Genomic DNA, 18,353 nt, shown 5'->3' on the forward strand with positions numbered 1-18,353 from the left:
GCGCATGGACCTGGTACTCGACCTGCTCTCGACCGTCTCCCGCTGGAGCCGCAGCAACCTGTCGGAGATTTCCCTGGCATTGGTGGGCTGCCTGCTGGTGCTGTTCGGCACCGACATCAAGGCCTGGGTCGAAGGCCGCCTGGGCAACTTGGCTGGCGCATTGCGCGTGCCGTTCATGGCACTGCTGGTGCTGATCGGCAGCGGCGCTGCGCTGATCTATGCCACCCCGTGGGTGGTGAAGGGATTGAGCCAGTTCAACAACTATGCGCTGGCTCCGGTGTTGCTGGTGGTGCTGGTGTTGATCGGTGTAGTGGCCGATCGGCGGGGGTAATAGTTGAGGGCCTCATCGCTGGCAAGCCAGCTCCCACAGGTACTGCATACACCGTACCTGTGGGAGCTGGCTTGCCAGCGATGAGGCCCTCAGAAGCGCTGCATCAATCAGCCAGCTTCTCGAACTTCAAATCCCACACCCCATGCCCCAAGCGCTCACCCCGGCGCTCGAACTTGGTGATCGGCCGCTCTTGCGGCCGCGGCACATAGGCCCCGTCCGCCGCCTGGTTGCGATAACCCGGCGCCACCGCCATCACTTCCAGCATGTACTCGGCATAAGGCTCCCAATCGGTAGCCATATGGAACACACCGCCAACCTTCAGCTTGCGCCGCACCAGCTCGGCGAACTCCGGCTGGACGATACGGCGCTTGTGGTGACGGCTCTTGTGCCATGGATCCGGGAAGAACAGCATCAGGCGATCGAGGCTGTTGTCCGCGACACAGCGGTTCAGCACTTCGATGGCATCGCAGTCATACACCCGCAGGTTCTTCAGGCCCTGGGTCAGCACGCCGTTAAGCAGCGCACCGACACCCGGACGGTGCACTTCGACACCGATGAAGTCCTGCTCCGGCGCAGCCGCCGCCATCTCCAGCAGGGAGTGGCCCATGCCGAAGCCGATTTCCAGGGTGCGCGGCGCCGAACGACCGAACACCTGGTCGTAGTCCACCGGGCTGTCGGCCAGCTTCAGGATGAACAGCGGGCCACCCTGGTCCAGGCCGCGTTGCTGGCCTTCGGTCATGCGCCCGGCGCGCATCACGAAACTCTTGATGCGGCGGTGCTGGCGCTCTTCGCCTTCTTCGGTGACAGGCGTTTCTTGCGATTCGGTCATCTGGGACTCTTACTTGATCAGGCCATCCAGCGGCGACGAGGCGCTGGCATAGAGTTTTTTCGGCATGCGGCCGGCGAGGTAGGCCATGCGACCGGCGATGATCGCGTGCTTCATGGCCTCAGCCATCATGATCGGCTGCTGGGCGTGGGCGATGGCCGAGTTCATCAGCACCGCTTCGCAACCCAGCTCCATGGCGATGGTGGCGTCGGACGCGGTACCGACACCGGCATCCACCAGCACCGGGACCTTGGCTTCCTCGAGGATGATCTGCAGGTTGTACGGGTTGCAGATCCCCAGGCCGGTGCCGATCAGGCCGGCCAGCGGCATGACCGCGATGCAGCCGGCTTCGGCCAGCTGGCGGGCGATGATCGGGTCATCGCTGGTGTAGACCATCACGTCGAAACCGTCCTTGACCAGCACTTCGGCGGCCTTGAGGGTTTCGATCACGTTGGGGAACAGGGTCTTCTGGTCGGCCAGCACTTCCAGCTTGACCAGGTTGTGGCCATCCAGCAGCTCGCGGGCCAGGCGGCAGGTGCGCACGGCTTCGACGGCGTCATAGCAGCCGGCGGTGTTCGGCAGGATGGTGTAGCGGTCTGGCGGCAGTACGTCGAGCAGGTTCGGCTCGCCCGGGTTCTGGCCGATATTGGTCCGGCGCACGGCGACGGTGACGATCTCGGCGCCCGAGGCCTCGATGGCCAGGCGGGTTTCTTCCATGTCGCGGTACTTGCCGGTACCGACCAGCAGGCGCGACTGGAAGGTACGACCGGCCAGGGTGAAGGGCTTGTCGCTACGAACGTTGCTCATCGTTGATCCTCTTGTAGGGGGAGGGACTTGCCGGTGGTCGCGGGCTGGTGACTAGCCGCCGCCGATGGCGTGGACCACCTCGACCTGGTCGCCCTCGTTGAGGGCGGTGCTGTCGTGCTGGCTGCGCGGCACGATGTCCAGGTTCAGTTCGACCGCCACCCGGCGCCCGGTCAGGTCGAGCCGACCGAGCAGGGCCGCGACGCTTTCGCCGTCGGGCAATTCGTAAGGTTCACCGTTCAGTTGAATGCGCATGCGCACGGCCGCCATTGTTTTCAGGGGCCCGCATTCTAGCGCCGATCCGCGCTTGAACCCAAGGGCGGTCGACACCATTCGTCACGATTTTCGACCCGCGAGTCAGCTCAGCCGCCAGGCCGTCAGGCCCAGGCACAGCCAGCCGCCGAGGAAGGCCAGGCCGCCGATCGGGGTGATGATGCCGAGCTTGCCGATGCCGCTCAGGGTGAGGATGTACAGGCTGCCGGAGAACAGCAGGATGCCGAGAATGAACAGGCTCCCGGCCCAGGTGGTCAGGCGGCCCGGCAGGTGCACGCTGAGGATGGCCACGCCGAACAGGGCCAGGGCGTGGATCAGCTGGTAGGTGACGCCGGTGTGGAAGATCGCCAGGTATTCGGCGCTGAGGCGGGCTTTCAGGCCATGCGCGGCGAAGGCACCGAGGGCGACACCGGTGAAGCCGAAGAAGGCCGCGAGCAAGAGGAAGCTGCGAAGCATGCGAAGAACTCCAAGGAGACACGGGTCTGTATAATGGCCCGCTCATCCGCCGCGGCCAAGCCATCATCATGCTGTCACTCGTTCTCCGCCGCCTTTATCGTGCCGCGCTCTGGTTCGCCGCTGGCAGCGTCGTGCTGGTGCTGATCTTCCGTTTCGTGCCGCCGCCGGGCACGGCGTTGATGGTCGAGCGCAAGATCGAGTCGTGGATCGATGGCGAGCCTATCGACCTGCAACGGGACTGGGAGCCGTGGGAGAAGATCTCCGATGATCTCAAGGTGGCGGTGATCGCCGGCGAGGACCAGAAGTTCGCCAGCCACTATGGTTTCGACTTCACCGCCATCCAGGCTGCGCTGGCGCATAACGAGCGCGGCGGGACCATCCGTGGCGCCAGCACCCTGAGCCAGCAGGTGGCGAAGAACCAGTTTCTCTGGTCCGGCCGCAGTTGGCTGCGCAAGGGGCTGGAGGTGTGGTTTACCGGGCTGATCGAGCTGCTCTGGTCGAAGGAGCGGATTCTCGAGGTGTATCTGAACAGTGCCGAGTGGGATGAAGGGGTGTTTGGCGCACAGGCGGCGGCGCGGCATCACTTTGGGGTGAATGCCAGTCAGCTGACCCGGCAGCAGGCGAGTCTGCTGGCGGCGGTGTTGCCCAATCCGAGGAACTGGAGTGCCAGTCGGCCGAGCAGCTATGTAGCGCGGCGGGCCGGGTGGATTCGGCAGCAGATGAGCCAGTTGGGTGGGGATAGTTATCTGGAGCAGCTCAACACTTCAAGATGAACCAACTCGTGCCCTGTAGGAGCGTGGCTTGCCCGCGAAGGACCGCACAGCGGTCCCAAAAATAGTGGTGACACCGAGAATTTGGGACTGCTGCGCAGTCCTTCGCGGGCAAGCCACGCTCCTACAGGGATAGCGGAAATTGCAGGCAACAAAAAACCCGACCTTGCGAGTCGGGTTTTTATTATCTACCGGAGCCTCAAGCAGCGATCAGGGCCTTCACCTTGTTCATCGCATTCTTCTCCAGCTGGCGGATACGCTCCGCCGAAACGCTGTACTTGGCCGCCAGGTCATGCAGGGTGGCCTTTTCCTCGGCCAGCCAGCGCTGGTAGAGGATGTCGCGGCTGCGCTCGTCCAGGCCCTGCAAGGCAACGTGCAGGTTGTTCGACGAACTGTCGCTCCAATCGGCATCTTCCAGTTGGCGAGCCGGGTCGTAGCGATGGTCTTCCAGGTAGTTGGCCGGCGACTGGAAGGCACTGTCGTCGTCCGCCTCGGAGGCCGGGTCGAAGGCCATGTCCTGGCCGGTCAGGCGACTTTCCATCTCGCGGACTTCCCGCGGCTCCACACCCAGGCTTTCAGCGACGCGATGCACTTCGTCGTTGTTCAGCCAGGCCAGACGTTTCTTCTGGCTGCGCAGGTTGAAGAACAGCTTGCGCTGGGCCTTGGTGGTCGCAACCTTGACGATGCGCCAGTTGCGCAGGATGAACTCGTGGATCTCGGCCTTGATCCAGTGCACCGCGAAGGACACCAGGCGCACGCCCATTTCCGGGTTGAAGCGCTTGACCGCCTTCATCAGGCCAACGTTGCCTTCCTGGATCAGGTCGGCCTGGGCCAGCCCGTAGCCGGCGTAGCTACGAGCGATATGTACGACGAAACGCAGGTGCGCGAGCACCATCTGCCGAGCGGACTCAAGGTTCTGCTCATAGTAGAGACTCTCGGCCAGTTCACGCTCCTGCTCGGCGGTCAGCAATGGAATGCTGTTCACCGTGTGCACGTAGGCCTCGAGGTTTGCACCAGGGACCAGGGCGTAAGCAGGTTGCAACGAAGTGGTCATACGAAAAAACCTCCGACTCACTGAACTCGTGCCCGTAGGCACTGCCAACATTGACCGGGAACCGCGAGACAAGTTCCCTAAATACCCTAATAGTCAATACCAGCAAAAAGACACTATCGTGGCGCCAGCTCACTCAGGTGACGGGCCACCGCGATCCATGCACCGATATACCCTAACAACACTGCCCCAAGCAAGAGCGACAGACCATCGGCAGAGGGCACCCCGGCCAGGGCGAAATCGCTGCCATACAGTCCCGACAGGTCGACAACCGCGTCATTCAGCCAGTTCAGCCCGAATGCCAGCACGCCCCAGGACAGGATCCCCGCCCCCAGACCGTACAGCGCCCCCATATAAAGGAAGGGGCGGCGCACATAGCTGTCGGTACCACCGACCAGCTTGATCACTTCGATTTCCGTGCGCCGGTTCTCGATATGCAAACGGATGGTATTGCCGATCACCAGCAGCAGCGCCGAGACCAGCAGCACGGTCAGGCCGAAGACGAACCGGTCACCCAGCTTGAGAATCGCCGCCAGGCGCTCGACCCAGACCAGGTCGAGCTGGGCCAGTTCGACATGCGGCAGTTCCGCCAGGCGCTGGCGCAGGGCGTCCAGGGCCGGCTTGTCGACCTCGTCCGGGGTTACCACCACCACGCCCGGCAGCGGGTTTTCCGGCAGTTCGCGCAGGGCGTCGCCGAGGCCGGACTGTTTCTGGAACTCGGTCAAGGCCTGTTCACGGCTGACGTACTCGGCGTCGGCCACACCCGGCAGACCCTTGATCTGGTCGCGCAGGGCTTCACCCTCGCGCACGCTGGAATCCAGCTTGAGGTACAGGGAAATCTGCGCCGCCCGCTGCCACGAACCGCCAAGACGCTCGACGTTGCTCAGGATCAGCGACAGCCCCATGGGCAGGCTCAACGCCACCGCCATCACCAGGCAGGTGAAGAAGCTGCCGATCGGCTGCTTGCCGAGGCGGCGCAGGCTGTCCATCAGGCTGGAACGATGGCTTTCCAGCCAGGCGTGCAGCAGGGTACGGAAGTCCGGACCGTCGTCCTCGTCCCGTTCCTTCTTTTTCTTCGGTTGTGGATCGGCCGGCTTCGGCGCCACCCGTTCGGATACTTTCGGACTGCGTGTCGCACTCATTGCCCGGCCTCCCCATCGCCGATCAGGCGGCCGCGCTGCAGCGTCAGCATGCGGTGACGCATGCGCGCGATCAGGGCCAGGTCGTGGCTGGCGATCAGCACGCTGGTACCCAGGCGGTTGATATCTTCGAAAACACCCATGATCTCCGCGGCCAGGCGCGGGTCGAGGTTACCGGTGGGTTCATCCGCCAGCAGCAGGGCCGGACGGTGAACGATGGCGCGGGCGATGCCGACGCGCTGCTGCTGGCCGGTGGACAGGTCGCCGGGGAACAGCTCGGCCTTGTCCGACAGGGCCACGCGCTCCAGCGCCGAATCGACCCGCTTGGCGATCTCGACCTTGGACAGGCCGAGGATCTGCAGCGGCAGGGCGACGTTGTTGAACACGGTGCGGTCGAACAGCAACTGGTGGTTCTGGAACACCACGCCGATCTGCCGGCGCAGGAAGGGAATCTGCGCATTGCTGATCTGGCCCAGGTCCTGCCCGGCCAGCAGCAGCTTGCCGCTGGTCGGACGCTCCATCGCCAGCAGCAGGCGCAACAGGGTGCTCTTGCCGGCGCCGGAGTGACCGGTCACGAACAGAAACTCGCCCCGCCGTACCCGAAAACTCAACTCATGCAGGCCAACGTGACCATTCGGATAGCGCTTGGCGACCTGTTCGAATCGAATCATGGATGCTCCTGCTCGGCAAACAGCGCTTTAACGAAGGGTTCTGCCTCGAACGGACGCAGATCGTCGATCCCTTCCCCTACGCCAATATAGCGAATGGGCAGGCCGAACTGCTTGGCCAGGGCGAAGATCACCCCGCCCTTGGCGGTGCCGTCCAGCTTGGTCAGGGCCAGGCCGGTGAGCTCGACGCTCTGGTTGAAGTGCTTGGCCTGGTTGATGGCGTTCTGGCCGGTACCGGCGTCGAGGACCAGCAGGACCTCGTGCGGCGCGTCGGCATCGAGCTTGCCGATGACCCGACGGACCTTCTTCAGCTCTTCCATCAGGTTGTCCTTGGTGTGCAGGCGACCGGCGGTGTCGGCGATCAGCACGTCGACGTTACGGGCCTTGGCAGCCTGCACCGCGTCGAAGATCACCGAGGCCGAGTCGGCACCGGTGTGCTGGGCGATGACCGGGATATGGTTGCGCTCGCCCCACACCTGCAACTGCTCCACCGCCGCAGCGCGGAAGGTGTCGCCGGCCGCCAGCATGACCTTCTTGCCTTCGAGCTGGAGCTTCTTGGCCAGCTTGCCGATGGTGGTGGTCTTGCCCGCGCCGTTGACGCCGACCACGAGGATCACGAAGGGTTTGTTCTGCGATTCGATGCGCAGCGGCTGTTCGACCGGCTTGAGCACCGCAGCCAGCTCGGCCTGCAGCGATTTGTACAGGGCGTCGGCATCGGCCAATTGCTTGCGCGCGACCTTCTGGGTCAGGTTCTGCACGATCAGGGTGGTGGCTTCGACACCGACGTCGGCGGTCAGCAGGCGGGTTTCGATTTCGTCGAGCAGGTCGTCGTCGATGGCCTTCTTGCCGAGGAACAGGCTGGCCATGCCCTCGCCGATGCTCGCGCTGGTCTTCGACAGGCCTTGCTTGAGGCGGGCGAAGAAGCCGGTCTTGGCTTCTTCAACCGGCGCAGGGGCAGGTGCTGGAACAGGCGCCGCGATGACCGGCTCGGGCTCGGCCACGACCACCGGGGCAACCACGGCTGCAGGTGGCGGAGTCACGACAGGAGCCGGTTCCGGCTCTGGCTGGGCAACTGCAGCGGGCAGTTCAGGAATCGGCGGCGGAGGTGTCGGCTCCAGGTCCGGCACCAGGGCCACGGGCTCTTCCGGCACCGGCAGGACCAGGCTGGATTCCGGCACAGGCGGCGGTGCAACGGGCGTCTCGACCACCACCGGCGCTACAGGCTCGGGAGCGACCACCGGCGCAGCAACCACCGGCGCCTCCGCGATCACTGCCGGAGCAGCTTCGGGAGCGTCTGGGACTGGGGTTTCAGGCTGTTCCACAACAGGTTGCTGGGGCTTCTTGCGCAGCCAGCCGAACAGGCCTTTCTTTTCACCGGGGGCGCCCGGCGTTTTTTTGTCGTCGTTGGAACCAAACATGGAAGACGGCTATCTCAGGGTGGCGATGCGCCAGTGCGGCGCCTCAGAATTCTTTTGTAACGCAGAACAGACTCCTTTCAAGCCGGCTTGTTCGTGCGCGTCGTCTATTTTGTCGGGGGAGCCTTTGCGGCGACATCCTCGACAGGCATGGTCGCCAGGCAACCGGATCAGTATCCTAGCACCTCCTAGCCCGCCGACGCTAAGGCCAAGCGGGCAGCCCAACAGGTTGAATCATTGATGAATGCTCTAGCCCGCCGTGCCGCCGGCCTGCTGCTCGGCACGATCTGCATGCCCCTCGCGGCCTTCGCCGCCGACCCGCAACCCACCCATGAATTCATCCTCGACAACGGCCTCAAGGTGGTCGTGCGCGAAGACCATCGCGCCCCGGTGGTGGTTTCCCAGGTCTGGTACAAGGTTGGCTCCAGCTACGAAACCCCGGGCCAGACCGGCCTGTCCCACGCCCTCGAGCACATGATGTTCAAGGGCAGCGAGAAGCTTGGCCCCGGCGAAGCCTCGCGCATCCTGCGCGACCTCGGCGCCGAGGAAAACGCCTTCACCAGCGATGACTACACCGCCTATTACCAGGTGCTGGCCCGGGATCGCCTGAACGTCGCCCTGGAACTGGAAGCCGACCGCATGGCCAGCCTGCGCCTGCCGGCCGACGAGTTCAGCCGCGAGATCGAGGTGATCAAGGAAGAACGCCGCCTGCGCACCGACGACAATCCCGGGGCCAAGGCCTTCGAGCTGTTCAAGGCCATGGCCTACCCGGCCAGCGGCTACCACACCCCGACCATCGGCTGGATGGCCGACCTGCAGCGCATGAAGGTCGAGGAACTGCGCCACTGGTACGAATCCTGGTACGCGCCGAACAACGCCACCCTGGTGGTGGTCGGCGACGTGACCGTGGATGAGGTGCGCAAGCTGGCCGAGCGCTGGTTCGCCAAGATCCCGAAACGCAGCCTGCCGCCGAGCAAGCTGCCGCTGGAACTGGCCGAGCCCGGCCTGCGCCAGCTCACCGTGCATGTCCGTACCCAGTTGCCGAGCCTGATCTTCGGCTTCAACGTGCCGGGCCTGGCCACCGCCAGGAACCCCCGTGAAGTGCACGCCCTGCGCCTGATCTCGGCCCTGCTCGACGGTGGCTACAGCGCCCGCATGGCCAGCCGCCTGGAGCGCGGCGAGGAACTGGTGGCCGGTGCGTCCAGCCGCTACGACCCGTTCGCCCGCGGCGACAGCCTGTTCGTTCTTTCGGCCACGCCGAACACCCAGAAGAAAAAGACCCTGGCCGACGTGGAAGCCGGTATCTGGAAACTTCTGGATGAACTGAAGACCACCCCGCCAAGCGCCGAGGAACTGGAACGCGTGCGCGCCCAGGTCATCGCCGGCCTGGTCTACGACCGCGACTCCATCAGCAGCCAGGCCACCACCATCGGCCAGCTGGAGACCGTCGGCCTGTCGTGGAAGCTGATCGACAACGAACTGGACGAGCTGAAGAGCGTGACCCCGGCGGATATCCAGGCCGCCGCCCGCACCTACTTCACCCGTGAACGCCTCAGCGTTGCCCATGTACTGCCCGAGGAGCCGGCGAAATGATCCAGCCGACCACCCGCTTGTTCGCCGCCACCGCCCTGGCTTTCGCCTTGATCGGCCCGGTGCACGCCGCCGACACCAAGCCCGCCAACACCCTGCAATCCGTGGCGGAGCTGGAAGGCAAGGCGCCGCCGACCCACCGCACCCTGAACATCCAGACCTGGAACACCGCCGAAGGCGCCCGCGTGCTCTTCGTCGAGGCCCACGAGCTGCCGATGTTCGACCTGCGCCTGACCTTCGCCGCCGGCAGCAGCCATGACGACAACCTGCCGGGCGTGGCCGCACTGACCAACGCCATGCTCAACGAAGGCGTGGCCGGCAAGGACGTCAACGCCATCGCCCAGGGCTTCGAAGGCCTGGGTGCGGACTTCGGCAACGGTGCCTATCGCGACATGGCGGTGGCCTCGCTGCGCAGCCTGAGCGTGGCCGACAAGCGCGAGCCGGCCCTGAAGCTGTTCGCCGAAGTCGTGGGCAAGCCGACCTTCCCTGCCGACGCCCTGGCGCGGATCAAGAACCAGATTCTCGCCGGCTTCGAGTACCAGAAGCAGAACCCCGGCAAGCTGGCCAGCCTGCAACTGTTCGAGCGTCTGTACGGCAAGCACCCGTACGGTCACCCGGCTGACGGCACTGCCGAGAGCATCCCGCCGATCACCATCGACCAGTTGCGCGCCTTCCACGCCAAGGCCTACGCCGCCGGCAACACGGTGATCGCCCTGGTCGGCGACCTCAGCCGCAAGGACGCCGAAGCCATCGCCGCCCAGGTCTCCGCCGCCCTGCCGAAAGGCCCGGCGCTGGCCAAGGTCGAGCAGCCTGTGGAGCCGAAGGCCGGTCCAAGCCATATCGACTTCCCGTCCAAGCAGACCCACCTGCTGCTGGCGCAACTGGGCATCGACCGCAACGATCCTGACTACGCCGCACTGTCCCTGGGCAACCAGATCCTCGGCGGCGGTGCGTTTGGCACCCGGCTGATGAGCGAAGTCCGCGAGAAACGCGGCCTGACCTACGGTGTCTACTCCACCTTCGTGCCGATGCAGGCGCGCGGGCCGTTCATGATCAACCTGCAGACCCGTGCCGAGCTGAGCGAAGGCACCCTGAAGCTGGTCCAGGACCTGCTGCGCGACTACCTGAAGACCGGTCCGACCCAGCAAGAGCTGGACGACGCCAAGCGCGAGCTGGCCGGCAGCTTCCCGCTGTCCAATGCCAGCAACGCAAGTATCGTCGGGCAACTGGGGGCCATCGGCTTCTATAATCTGCCGCTGACCTACCTTGAAGACTACATGCGCCAATCCCAGGAACTGACCGTCGAGCAGGTCCGGGATGCGCTGAATCGCCACCTGTCCGCGGACAAGATGGTGATCGTTACCGCAGGGCCGAACGTGCCGCAGCAGCCGCTGCCACCGCCCCTCGCCAAACCCGCCGAGCAGCCGCTCGGCGTACCGGAGCATTAATGGCCAGTCCATCCAAGCCGCAAACGGGCCAAGGCCAGTTGCGCATCATCGCCGGCGAATGGCGCAGCCGTCGCCTGAGCTTCCCCCACGCCCCCGGCCTGCGCCCGACGCCGGACCGGGTGCGGGAAACCCTGTTCAACTGGATCGCCCCGTACATCGAAGGGGCCAAGGTGCTGGATGCCTTCACCGGCAGCGGCGCGCTGTACCTGGAAGCCCTGTCCCGCGGGGCCGGCGATTCGGTGGCCGTGGACAGCAACGCCGTGGCCATCTCCAGCCTGCGCAACAACCTCGAAGTGCTGCGCTGCCCGCGTGGCAAGGTGGTGCAGAGTGACGTGCTGCGTTACCTGCAAGGTGAAGCCAAGCAGCAATTCGACGTGGTCTTTCTCGACCCACCCTTCCATCAGGACCTGGTTCCGCAAGCCTGCGAGCTCCTGGAAAACGGTGGCTGGCTGGCCGATCACGCGTGGATCTACATCGAAAGCGAGACGGCCCCGTCGTCGCTGAACCTGCCGGGTAGCTGGCGCCTGCACCGGGAAAAGAAAGCCGGCCAGGTGCATTACGCACTGTGGGAACGCGGCTGATCGTCATCTGTCCGTCATACGGCGCGGCAGCGGCTGCAACCAGCACGTACACTGGTTGACAGAGCTGCCGCGTTTTTCCGAGTGAAGCCATGATGTCCACAGCCTTCAAGCCCGCAACGGGCCTGCGCAATCCACACCTGCAAACCCTCTGGGGCCCCCTTTGGCGCAAATCGGTACCGCTGGATCACCAGCGCGAACGCCTGTGGCTGTCTGACGGTGATTTTCTCGACCTGGACTGGGGCGGCCCGCATCGCGCTGATGCGCCGCTGGTCCTGGTGCTGCACGGGCTGACCGGCTCGTCGTCGTCCCATTACGTCCTCGGTTTGCAGCACACCCTGCAGGCCCGGGGCTGGGCCAGTGTGGCGGTGAACTGGCGCGGCTGCTCCGGCGAGCCGAACCTTTTGCCGCGCAGCTACCACTCCGGTGCCAGCGAGGATCTGGCGGAAGTGATCGCCCATCTGCGCGCCCAGCGCCCGTCCGCGCCGCTGTACGCCGTGGGTTACTCGCTGGGCGGCAACGTACTGCTCAAGCACCTGGGCGAAGCCGGCTCGGCCAGCCAGTTGCAGGGCGCCGTGGCGGTGTCGGTGCCGTTTCGCCTGGACCAGTGCGCCGACCGTATCGGCCTCGGCTTTTCCCGGGTCTACCAGCGGCATTTCATCCGCGAAATGATCAGCTACGTGAAGACCAAGGAGCGCGACTTCCTCCATCGCGGCCATCACGAAGGCCTGGAAACCCTGGCCCGCCTCGGGCCGCTGACCAATATGCGCACCTTCTGGGACTTCGACGGCCGCATCACCGCGCCGCTCAACGGCTTCGACGATGCCCACGACTATTACAAGCGCTCGTCCAGCCGCTATTACCTGGGCGAGAACCGCACCCCGACCCTGATCATCCAGTCCAGCGACGACCCCTTCGTGTTCCGCCACAGCCTGCCCGAAGCCGGCGAACTGGCGAGCACGACCACCCTGGAGCTGCACGCCCACGGTGGTCATGTCGGGTTCATCGAAGGCAGCCTGCGCCAGCCGGGGTACTACCTGGAACGGCGGATTCCCGAGTGGCTGGCGCGGCAGGGGTGATCAGTCGCCGGTGGCGACCTGGCGCTGCGGGTCGGTGATCCATTCGCTCCAGGAGCCGGCGTACAGCGGCGCCAGCGGGTAGCCGGCGAGGCTCAGGGCGAACAGATTGTGACAGGCAGTGACGCCGGAGCCGCAGTAGGCCACCAGTTCTTCCGGCTTGCGCTCACCCAGCAGGGCGGCGAAACGTGCCTTGAGCTTGTCCGCCGGAAGGAAATGCCCGTCGGCCCCGAGGTTTTCCGTGAAAGCCGCGCACTGCGCACCGGGGATATGCCCGGCCACCGGATCGATCGGTTCCACTTCGCCACGGAAGCGCGGCAAGGCGCGGGCGTCGAGCAGGGTCAGGGCCGGGTCGCCCAGGCGCTCGCGCAGTTGCTGGGCGCTGACCAGCAGTTTCGGGTCCGGCTTGCCCGTGAAGTTGCCTTCGCGGCGCTCCGCCGGGTCCAGGCTCAGCGGCAGGCCCGCCGCATGCCAGGCCTTGAGGCCGCCATCGAGGATCGACACGCCGCTGCGCTTGCCGAGCCAGGCCAGCAACCACCAGGCACGGGCGGCAAAGGCACCGGGGCCGTCGTCGTACAGCACCACGTCGCTGTCATTGTTGATGCCCCACTGCTGGAAGCGTTCGATCAGCCGCCCCGGCTGCGGCAGCGGATGGCGCCCGGTCACGCCCTTGACCACCGGCCCGCTGAGGTCGCGCTCCAGATCGGCGAAGTGCGCCCCGGCAATATGCCCCTCGGCGTAGCTGCGCTGACCGTAGTCAACGTCCTCCAGGGCGAAACGACAATCGAGAATCACCAGCTTCGGATCGCCGAGGCGTTCCGCCAGTTGCCGGGGTGCAATCAGTTGCGCGAGGGGCATGACAGTCTCCATATCGATTGAAAGGGCACGTTACTGCTCCAGCGCCTGCTGCAGCGGTACGTAGAATTCTTTGCAGAGCGCGTCCACCGCGGCGCGTGCCGCCGGGGTGACGTAGCCGAGTTCCAGCACCAGTACCTGGTAGACACCACGCTTGATGGCTTCTTCACTCAGGTGGGCGGAATTTTCCCGGGTGGTGCAGAGAAAGCGCACCCAGGAGGTCAGGATGATCCAGGTGTTGAGGGTCAGCGACTCGAGCTGCACGGCATTCATCTCGAGGATATCGGCGGCAACGAAGCCCTCGTAGATGGCTTGGCCCTGCAACAGGCAGCGCTGGGAGAAGCGCCGGTAGCGGTCGGCGAGGTCCTTGTCGCTGTCGAGCAGGTGTTCCAGGTCGCGGTGCAGGAAGCGGTAGTTCCACATCGCCGCGAGGATCGCCTTCAGGTAGAAGCGCTTGTCCTCGACCGTGGCCAGGCGGCCCTTGGGCGGGTGCAGGAAGCTTTCGACCTGTTCCTCGTACTGGCTGAACAGCTCGGCGATGATTTCCTGCTTATTGGCGAAGTGGTAGTACAGGTTGCCCGGCGAAATCTCCATGTGCGCAGCGATATGGTTGGTGCTGACGCTGCGCTCGCCCTGCTGGTTGAACAGCTCCAGGCTGTTTTGCACGATGCGCTCGCGGGTCTTGATACGCGGGGCCATGAGTCGGTTCCGGATTCATGAGCTTGAAATGATTGGTTGATCTTACGGTGTCGGTCGGTGGGTTGCATCCATGGGATCTGTGGGGAATTCACCGCGAACCCTGTGGGAGCTGGCTTGCCAGCGATGAGGCCCTCAAGCCCCATACAAAATCAGGATTAGAGTATATGCTCTAGCCCAAACAACAAATCACGGAGGTCCCGATGTCCCAACTGGACTGGCTCGACACCCTGTTCGCCGACCAACGCACCGCCTTCGCCCGCCTGCCCATGCCGCCCCTGGCCCAGCGCCGGCAATGGCTCAAGGCCCTGCGCCAGGCCCTGATCGCCCGCCAGGACGAACTGATCGCCGCCATCGACCAGGATTTCAACGGCCGCAGCGCCGACGAAACCCGCCTCGCCGAACTGATGCCCAGCGTCCTCGGCCTGGCCCACGCGGAAAAACACCTCGCCCGCTGGATGAAACCCAGGCGCCGCGCCGTCGGCCTGGCCTTCCAGCCCGCCAGCGCCCGGGTCCAGTACCAGCCGCTGGGCGTGGTCGGGGTCATCGTGCCGTGGAACTACCCGCTGTTCCTCGCCATCGGCCCGCTGACCGGTGCCCTCGCCGCCGGCAACCGGGTGATGCTCAAGCTCAGCGAAGCCACCCCGGCCACCGGCCTGGTGCTCAAGTCGCTGCTGGAATCGGTGTTCCCCACGGACATGGTCTGCGTGGTCCTCGGTGAGGCCGACGTGGGCGAGGCTTTCTCCCACCTGCCCTTCGACCACCTGCTGTTCACCGGTGCCACCAGCATCGGGCGCAAGGTGATGAGCGCCGCCGCCGACAATCTCACCCCGGTCACCCTGGAACTGGGCGGCAAGTCCCCGGCCATCGTCTCGAAAACCGTGCCCCTGGCCGACGCTGCCGAACGCATCGCCTTCGGCAAGACCCTCAATGCCGGGCAGACCTGCGTCGCCCCCGACTACGTGCTGGTCCCCCGCGAGCGCATCCCCGGCTTTATCGACGCCTACCGCGACGCCGTGCGGCGCTTTTATCCACAGGTCACCGGCAACCCGGACTACACCGCGATCATCAGCCCGCGCCATCTGGCCCGGCTCAACGGCTACCTCGAGGACGCCCGCCGCCAGGGCGCGCGGGTCACCAGCCTGTACCCGGACGAAACCCCGCCGGACCGCCGCCTGCCGCCGCTGGTCCTGGAAAACGTCAGCGACGCCATGCAGGTGATGCAGGACGAGATCTTCGGCCCGCTGCTGCCGGTAGTGCCCTACGACCAGATCGACGAGGCCATTGCCTACGTCAACCAGCGTCCGCGTCCGCTGGCCCTGTACTACTTCGGCTACGAACGCGGCGAGCAACGCCTGGTGCTGGACCACACCCATTCCGGCGGCGCCTGCCTCAATGACACCCTGCTGCATGTGGCCCAGGACGACCTGCCCTTCGGCGGCGTCGGCCCGTCCGGCATGGGGCATTACCACGGGTTCGAGGGCTTCCAGACCTTCAGCCAGGCCAAGGGCGTGCTGGCCAAGCAGCGTCTGAACCTGGCGCGGCTGATCTACCCGCCCTACGGCAAGCGCCTGCAACAACTGGTGTACCGCTTCTTCATCCGCTGATCGCTGCATAACAGGCCAAGAACAATGACAATACGCCTGCCCGAAGTCGCCGCGCTGAACCGTCGCGGCCTGCTCAAGTTCAGTCTTGGCGCCACGCTGTTTCTCGGCGGCGCCAGCCTGGTCGGTTGCGCCGCCGAAACCCCGGCCAACGGCTTTCGCATCCTGCGCAACGACGACCTGCCCATGCTGCGGGCGGTGACGCCTGTGGTGCTGCAAGGCACCCAGGCGCCGCTCGACAAGGTCCTCGCCCGTCTCGACGAAGCCCTGGCCAGCCTCTCCCCGGAAATGCTCAAGCTGACCCGGCAACTGTTCGACGTGCTCGCCCTGCCCTTTACCCGCGGTCCGCTGACCGGGGTCTGGGGCTCATGGCAGCAAGCGTCGCCGCAGCGCATCGAAGCCTTCCTCCTGCGCTGGCAGGACAGCTCGCTGAACCTGCTGCGCCAGGGCTACAGCTCGCTGCTGCAACTGTTGCTGATGGCCTGGTACAGCCTGCCCGAGTCCTGGGGCGCCTGCGGTTATCCCGGCCCACCGAAGATCTGAACAAGAGCCCGACCATGCCTGTACCCGATCTGTTTCGCGACGGCCTCGCCCGTGGCTGGAAAGCCCGTGACGCCTCGACCCTGGACCAGGACCTGAACCTGGAAACCGATATCGCCATCATCGGCAGCGGCGCCGGCGGCGCCACCAGCGCGGAAATCCTCAGCGCCGCCGGCTATCGCGTGCTGCTGATCGAGGAAGGCCCGCTGAAGACCAGCAGCGACTTCAGGATGCTGGAGAACGAAGCCTACGCCAGCCTCTACCAGGAAGGCATCGGCCGCCTGAGCAAGGACGGCGCGATCACCATCCTCCAGGGCCGCGCCGTCGGTGGCACCACCCTGATCAACTGGACCTCCAGCTTCCGCACCCCGGAGCCGACCCTGCGCCACTGGGCCCGTGAACACGGGGTCGAAGGCCATGGCGTGGATGATCTCGCGCCCTGGTTCGAACGCATGGAACAGCGCCTCGGCATCACGCCCTGGCAGATGCCGCCCAACGCCAACAACGACGTGCTGCGCCGGGGCTGCTCGGCGCTGGGGCTGGACTGGAAGGTGATCCCGCGCAATGTCCGCGGCTGCTGGAACCTCGGCTACTGCGGCATGGGTTGCCCGGTGAATGCCAAGCAGTCGATGCTGGTGACCAGCATCCCGGCGGCGCTGGAGCACGGTGGGGAACTGCTCTACCTGACCCGGGCCGAACGCCTGGAACATGACGGAGAACGAATCACCGCGCTGGAATGCGTGGCGATGGACAAGCACTGCGTGGCGACCACCGGCCGTCGCATACGCGTCCGCGCCAGGCACTACGTGCTCGCTGGCGGCGGCATCAACAGCCCGGCGCTGCTCCTGCGTTCCAAGGCACCGGACCCGCACCGCCATCTGGGCAAACGTACCTTCCTGCATCTGGTCAACTTCAGCGCAGCGCGCTTCGCCGAGCCGGTAAACCCGTTCTACGGTGCGCCGCAGTCGATCTACAGCGACCATTTCCAGTGGCGCAACGGCGTCGACGGGCCCATGGGCTACAAGCTGGAAGTCCCGCCGCTGCACCCGGCCCTGGCTTCCACCCTGCTCGGCGGCTTCGGTGAGGACAACGCCCTGCGCATGGCCGACCTGCCGCACACCCATGTGATGCTGGCCCTGCTGCGCGACGGTTTTCACCCGCAGAGCGTGGGCGGCAGCGTGGAATTGCGCGGCGATGGCTCGCCGGTGCTGGATTACCCGGTGTCGCCTTACGCCTGGGACGGGGTGCGCCGGGCCTTCCACAGCATGGCGCAGATCCAGTTCGCCGCAGGTGCTCAAACCGTGCTGCCGCTGCATACCGCCAGTCGGCCCGCAGGCAACCTCGCCGAAGCCAAGGCAATGATCGACGGCTTGAACCTGGAACTCTTCCTCACCCGCCTCGGCAGCGCCCACGTCATGGGCGGCTGCGCCATGGGCAAAGCCCCGGAGCAGAGCGTCTGCGACAGCCTGGGCCGGCACCACCAGCTGGAAAACCTGTCGATCCACGACGGTTCGCTGTTCCCCACCAGCATCGGCGCCAACCCGCAATTGTCGGTCTATGCCATCACCGCGCGGCTCAGCCAGTTGCTGGGCGAACGCCTTGGAAACGCCTCGGGCGGCCTTGTCCATAGTGCCTTTGGCCGGTGATGGCGACTTGGCCCGGGCGTATCGGCTGCGCTACCATCCGAGTCCCTAACGCACTCCTGCCAGGACGACGCGATGAACCGAGTGTTGTACCCGGGTACTTTCGACCCTATTACCAAGGGCCATGGCGATCTGGTCGAACGCGCCTCGCGTCTGTTCGACCACGTGATCATCGCGGTCGCCGCCAGCCCCAAGAAGAATCCGCTGTTCCCCCTGGAACAACGGGTCGAACTGGCGCGTGAAGTGACCAAGCACCTGCCCAACGTCGAAGTCCTCGGCTTCTCCTCGTTGCTGGCGCACTTCGCCAAGGAGCAGCAGGCCAATGTGTTCCTGCGCGGCCTGCGCGCGGTGTCGGACTTCGAGTACGAGTTCCAGCTGGCGAACATGAACCGGCAACTGGCGCCCGACGTCGAGAGCCTGTTCCTCACCCCGTCGGAACGTTATTCGTTCATCTCCTCGACCCTGGTCCGCGAGATCGCGGCACTGGGCGGCGATATCACCAAGTTCGTCCACCCGGCGGTGGCCGACGCGCTGACCGAGCGTTTCAAGAAGTAATCTCATCTGGCCAGGAAAACCGGCGCCCGCGTGCA

The 18,353-nt window shown here is 65.4% G+C and carries 20 protein-coding genes; 10 read left to right on the top strand and 10 right to left on the bottom strand.

The features are described 5' to 3' along the window. Positions 1–4: 4 nt before the first annotated feature. Positions 5–331 carry a DUF3392 family protein gene (locus AC2CQI_RS18945; RefSeq protein WP_075802167.1) on the top strand — a complete coding sequence of 109 codons (327 nt, stop codon included), beginning with the start codon at positions 5–7 and terminating at the stop codon, positions 329–331. 103 nt (positions 332–434) lie between these two features. On the opposite strand, the gene trmB is transcribed toward AC2CQI_RS18945, so the two are convergent. From trmB to AC2CQI_RS18965, 4 genes are all read right to left on the bottom strand, one after another. After that, entirely contained in the window at positions 435–1,160 is a 726-nt protein-coding gene (gene trmB, locus AC2CQI_RS18950; RefSeq protein ID WP_075805202.1) for a tRNA (guanosine(46)-N7)-methyltransferase TrmB, read from the bottom strand. Between the two features lie 9 nt (positions 1,161–1,169). Further along, positions 1,170–1,964 carry a thiazole synthase gene (locus AC2CQI_RS18955; RefSeq protein ID WP_075805203.1) on the bottom strand — a complete coding sequence of 265 codons (795 nt, stop codon included), beginning with the start codon at positions 1,962–1,964 and terminating at the stop codon, positions 1,170–1,172. Between the two features lie 51 nt (positions 1,965–2,015). Then, a complete protein-coding gene (gene thiS / locus AC2CQI_RS18960; protein ID WP_075805235.1) occupies positions 2,016–2,216 on the bottom strand; it encodes a sulfur carrier protein ThiS in 201 nt (66 codons plus the stop codon). 102 nt (positions 2,217–2,318) lie between these two features. Beyond that, positions 2,319–2,690: a DUF423 domain-containing protein gene (locus tag AC2CQI_RS18965; RefSeq protein WP_484577581.1), complete on the bottom strand. Its 372-nt coding sequence runs from the start codon at positions 2,688–2,690 to the stop codon at positions 2,319–2,321. A gap of 68 nt (positions 2,691–2,758) precedes the next feature. Here AC2CQI_RS18965 and mtgA point away from each other — a divergent pair, with 68 nt between their 5' ends. After that, positions 2,759–3,463, top strand: coding sequence for a monofunctional biosynthetic peptidoglycan transglycosylase (mtgA, locus tag AC2CQI_RS18970; protein WP_484577582.1), 705 nt, complete (start codon positions 2,759–2,761; stop codon positions 3,461–3,463). 196 nt (positions 3,464–3,659) lie between these two features. Here the strand turns inward: mtgA and rpoH are convergent, their stop codons facing one another. The 4 genes from rpoH to ftsY form a co-directional block, all read right to left on the bottom strand. Next, positions 3,660–4,514, bottom strand: a complete 855-nt coding sequence (gene rpoH / locus AC2CQI_RS18975; RefSeq protein ID WP_075805206.1) for an RNA polymerase sigma factor RpoH — start codon at positions 4,512–4,514, stop codon at positions 3,660–3,662. A gap of 113 nt (positions 4,515–4,627) precedes the next feature. After that, a complete protein-coding gene (gene ftsX / locus AC2CQI_RS18980) occupies positions 4,628–5,653 on the bottom strand; it encodes a permease-like cell division protein FtsX (RefSeq protein ID WP_075805207.1) in 1,026 nt (341 codons plus the stop codon). Continuing rightward, complete coding sequence (gene ftsE, locus AC2CQI_RS18985) at positions 5,650–6,321, bottom strand: cell division ATP-binding protein FtsE (RefSeq protein WP_075805208.1); 672 nt, start codon at positions 6,319–6,321, stop codon at positions 5,650–5,652. The genes ftsX and ftsE overlap by 4 nt, the downstream gene beginning before the upstream one ends. Continuing rightward, complete coding sequence (ftsY, locus tag AC2CQI_RS18990; RefSeq protein WP_075805209.1) at positions 6,318–7,736, bottom strand: signal recognition particle-docking protein FtsY; 1,419 nt, start codon at positions 7,734–7,736, stop codon at positions 6,318–6,320. The genes ftsE and ftsY overlap by 4 nt, the downstream gene beginning before the upstream one ends. A gap of 237 nt (positions 7,737–7,973) precedes the next feature. Between ftsY and AC2CQI_RS18995 the strand changes: the two genes are divergently transcribed. The 4 genes from AC2CQI_RS18995 (at position 7,974) to AC2CQI_RS19010 (ending at position 12,428) form a co-directional block, all read left to right on the top strand. Continuing rightward, positions 7,974–9,326: a M16 family metallopeptidase gene (locus AC2CQI_RS18995; protein ID WP_484577583.1), complete on the top strand. Its 1,353-nt coding sequence runs from the start codon at positions 7,974–7,976 to the stop codon at positions 9,324–9,326. After that, a complete protein-coding gene (locus tag AC2CQI_RS19000) occupies positions 9,323–10,771 on the top strand; it encodes a M16 family metallopeptidase (protein WP_484577584.1) in 1,449 nt (482 codons plus the stop codon). Before AC2CQI_RS18995 ends, AC2CQI_RS19000 begins: the two co-directional genes overlap by 4 nt. After that, entirely contained in the window at positions 10,771–11,352 is a 582-nt protein-coding gene (rsmD, locus tag AC2CQI_RS19005) for a 16S rRNA (guanine(966)-N(2))-methyltransferase RsmD (RefSeq protein ID WP_484577585.1), read from the top strand. Before AC2CQI_RS19000 ends, rsmD begins: the two co-directional genes overlap by 1 nt. Positions 11,353–11,441: 89 nt before the next feature. After that, the gene (locus AC2CQI_RS19010; RefSeq protein ID WP_484577586.1) at positions 11,442–12,428 is read left to right on the top strand and encodes a hydrolase; all 987 of its coding nucleotides are present in this window, start codon (positions 11,442–11,444) and stop codon (positions 12,426–12,428) included. On the opposite strand, the gene AC2CQI_RS19015 is transcribed toward AC2CQI_RS19010, so the two are convergent. Continuing rightward, positions 12,429–13,283 (bottom strand): sulfurtransferase, encoded by an 855-nt coding sequence (locus AC2CQI_RS19015; protein ID WP_484577587.1) that lies wholly within the window; start codon positions 13,281–13,283, stop codon positions 12,429–12,431. A 30-nt stretch (positions 13,284–13,313) separates the two neighbouring features. After that, positions 13,314–13,979 (bottom strand): TetR/AcrR family transcriptional regulator, encoded by a 666-nt coding sequence (locus AC2CQI_RS19020; RefSeq protein ID WP_484577588.1) that lies wholly within the window; start codon positions 13,977–13,979, stop codon positions 13,314–13,316. A gap of 185 nt (positions 13,980–14,164) precedes the next feature. Here AC2CQI_RS19020 and AC2CQI_RS19025 point away from each other — a divergent pair, with 185 nt between their 5' ends. From AC2CQI_RS19025 to coaD, 4 genes are all read left to right on the top strand, one after another. After that, on the top strand, positions 14,165–15,583 hold the full coding sequence (locus AC2CQI_RS19025; protein WP_484580638.1) for a coniferyl aldehyde dehydrogenase: 1,419 nt from the start codon (positions 14,165–14,167) through the stop codon (positions 15,581–15,583). 54 nt (positions 15,584–15,637) lie between these two features. Next, positions 15,638–16,123, top strand: coding sequence for a twin-arginine translocation pathway signal protein (locus tag AC2CQI_RS19030; protein WP_484580639.1), 486 nt, complete (start codon positions 15,638–15,640; stop codon positions 16,121–16,123). 14 nt (positions 16,124–16,137) lie between these two features. Continuing rightward, on the top strand, positions 16,138–17,766 hold the full coding sequence (locus AC2CQI_RS19035; protein WP_484577589.1) for a GMC family oxidoreductase: 1,629 nt from the start codon (positions 16,138–16,140) through the stop codon (positions 17,764–17,766). 72 nt (positions 17,767–17,838) lie between these two features. Further along, a complete protein-coding gene (gene coaD, locus AC2CQI_RS19040) occupies positions 17,839–18,318 on the top strand; it encodes a pantetheine-phosphate adenylyltransferase (protein WP_075805217.1) in 480 nt (159 codons plus the stop codon). Positions 18,319–18,353 lie beyond the last annotated feature (35 nt).

The sequence above is a fragment of the Pseudomonas sp. P2S-1 genome (assembly GCF_057197725.1).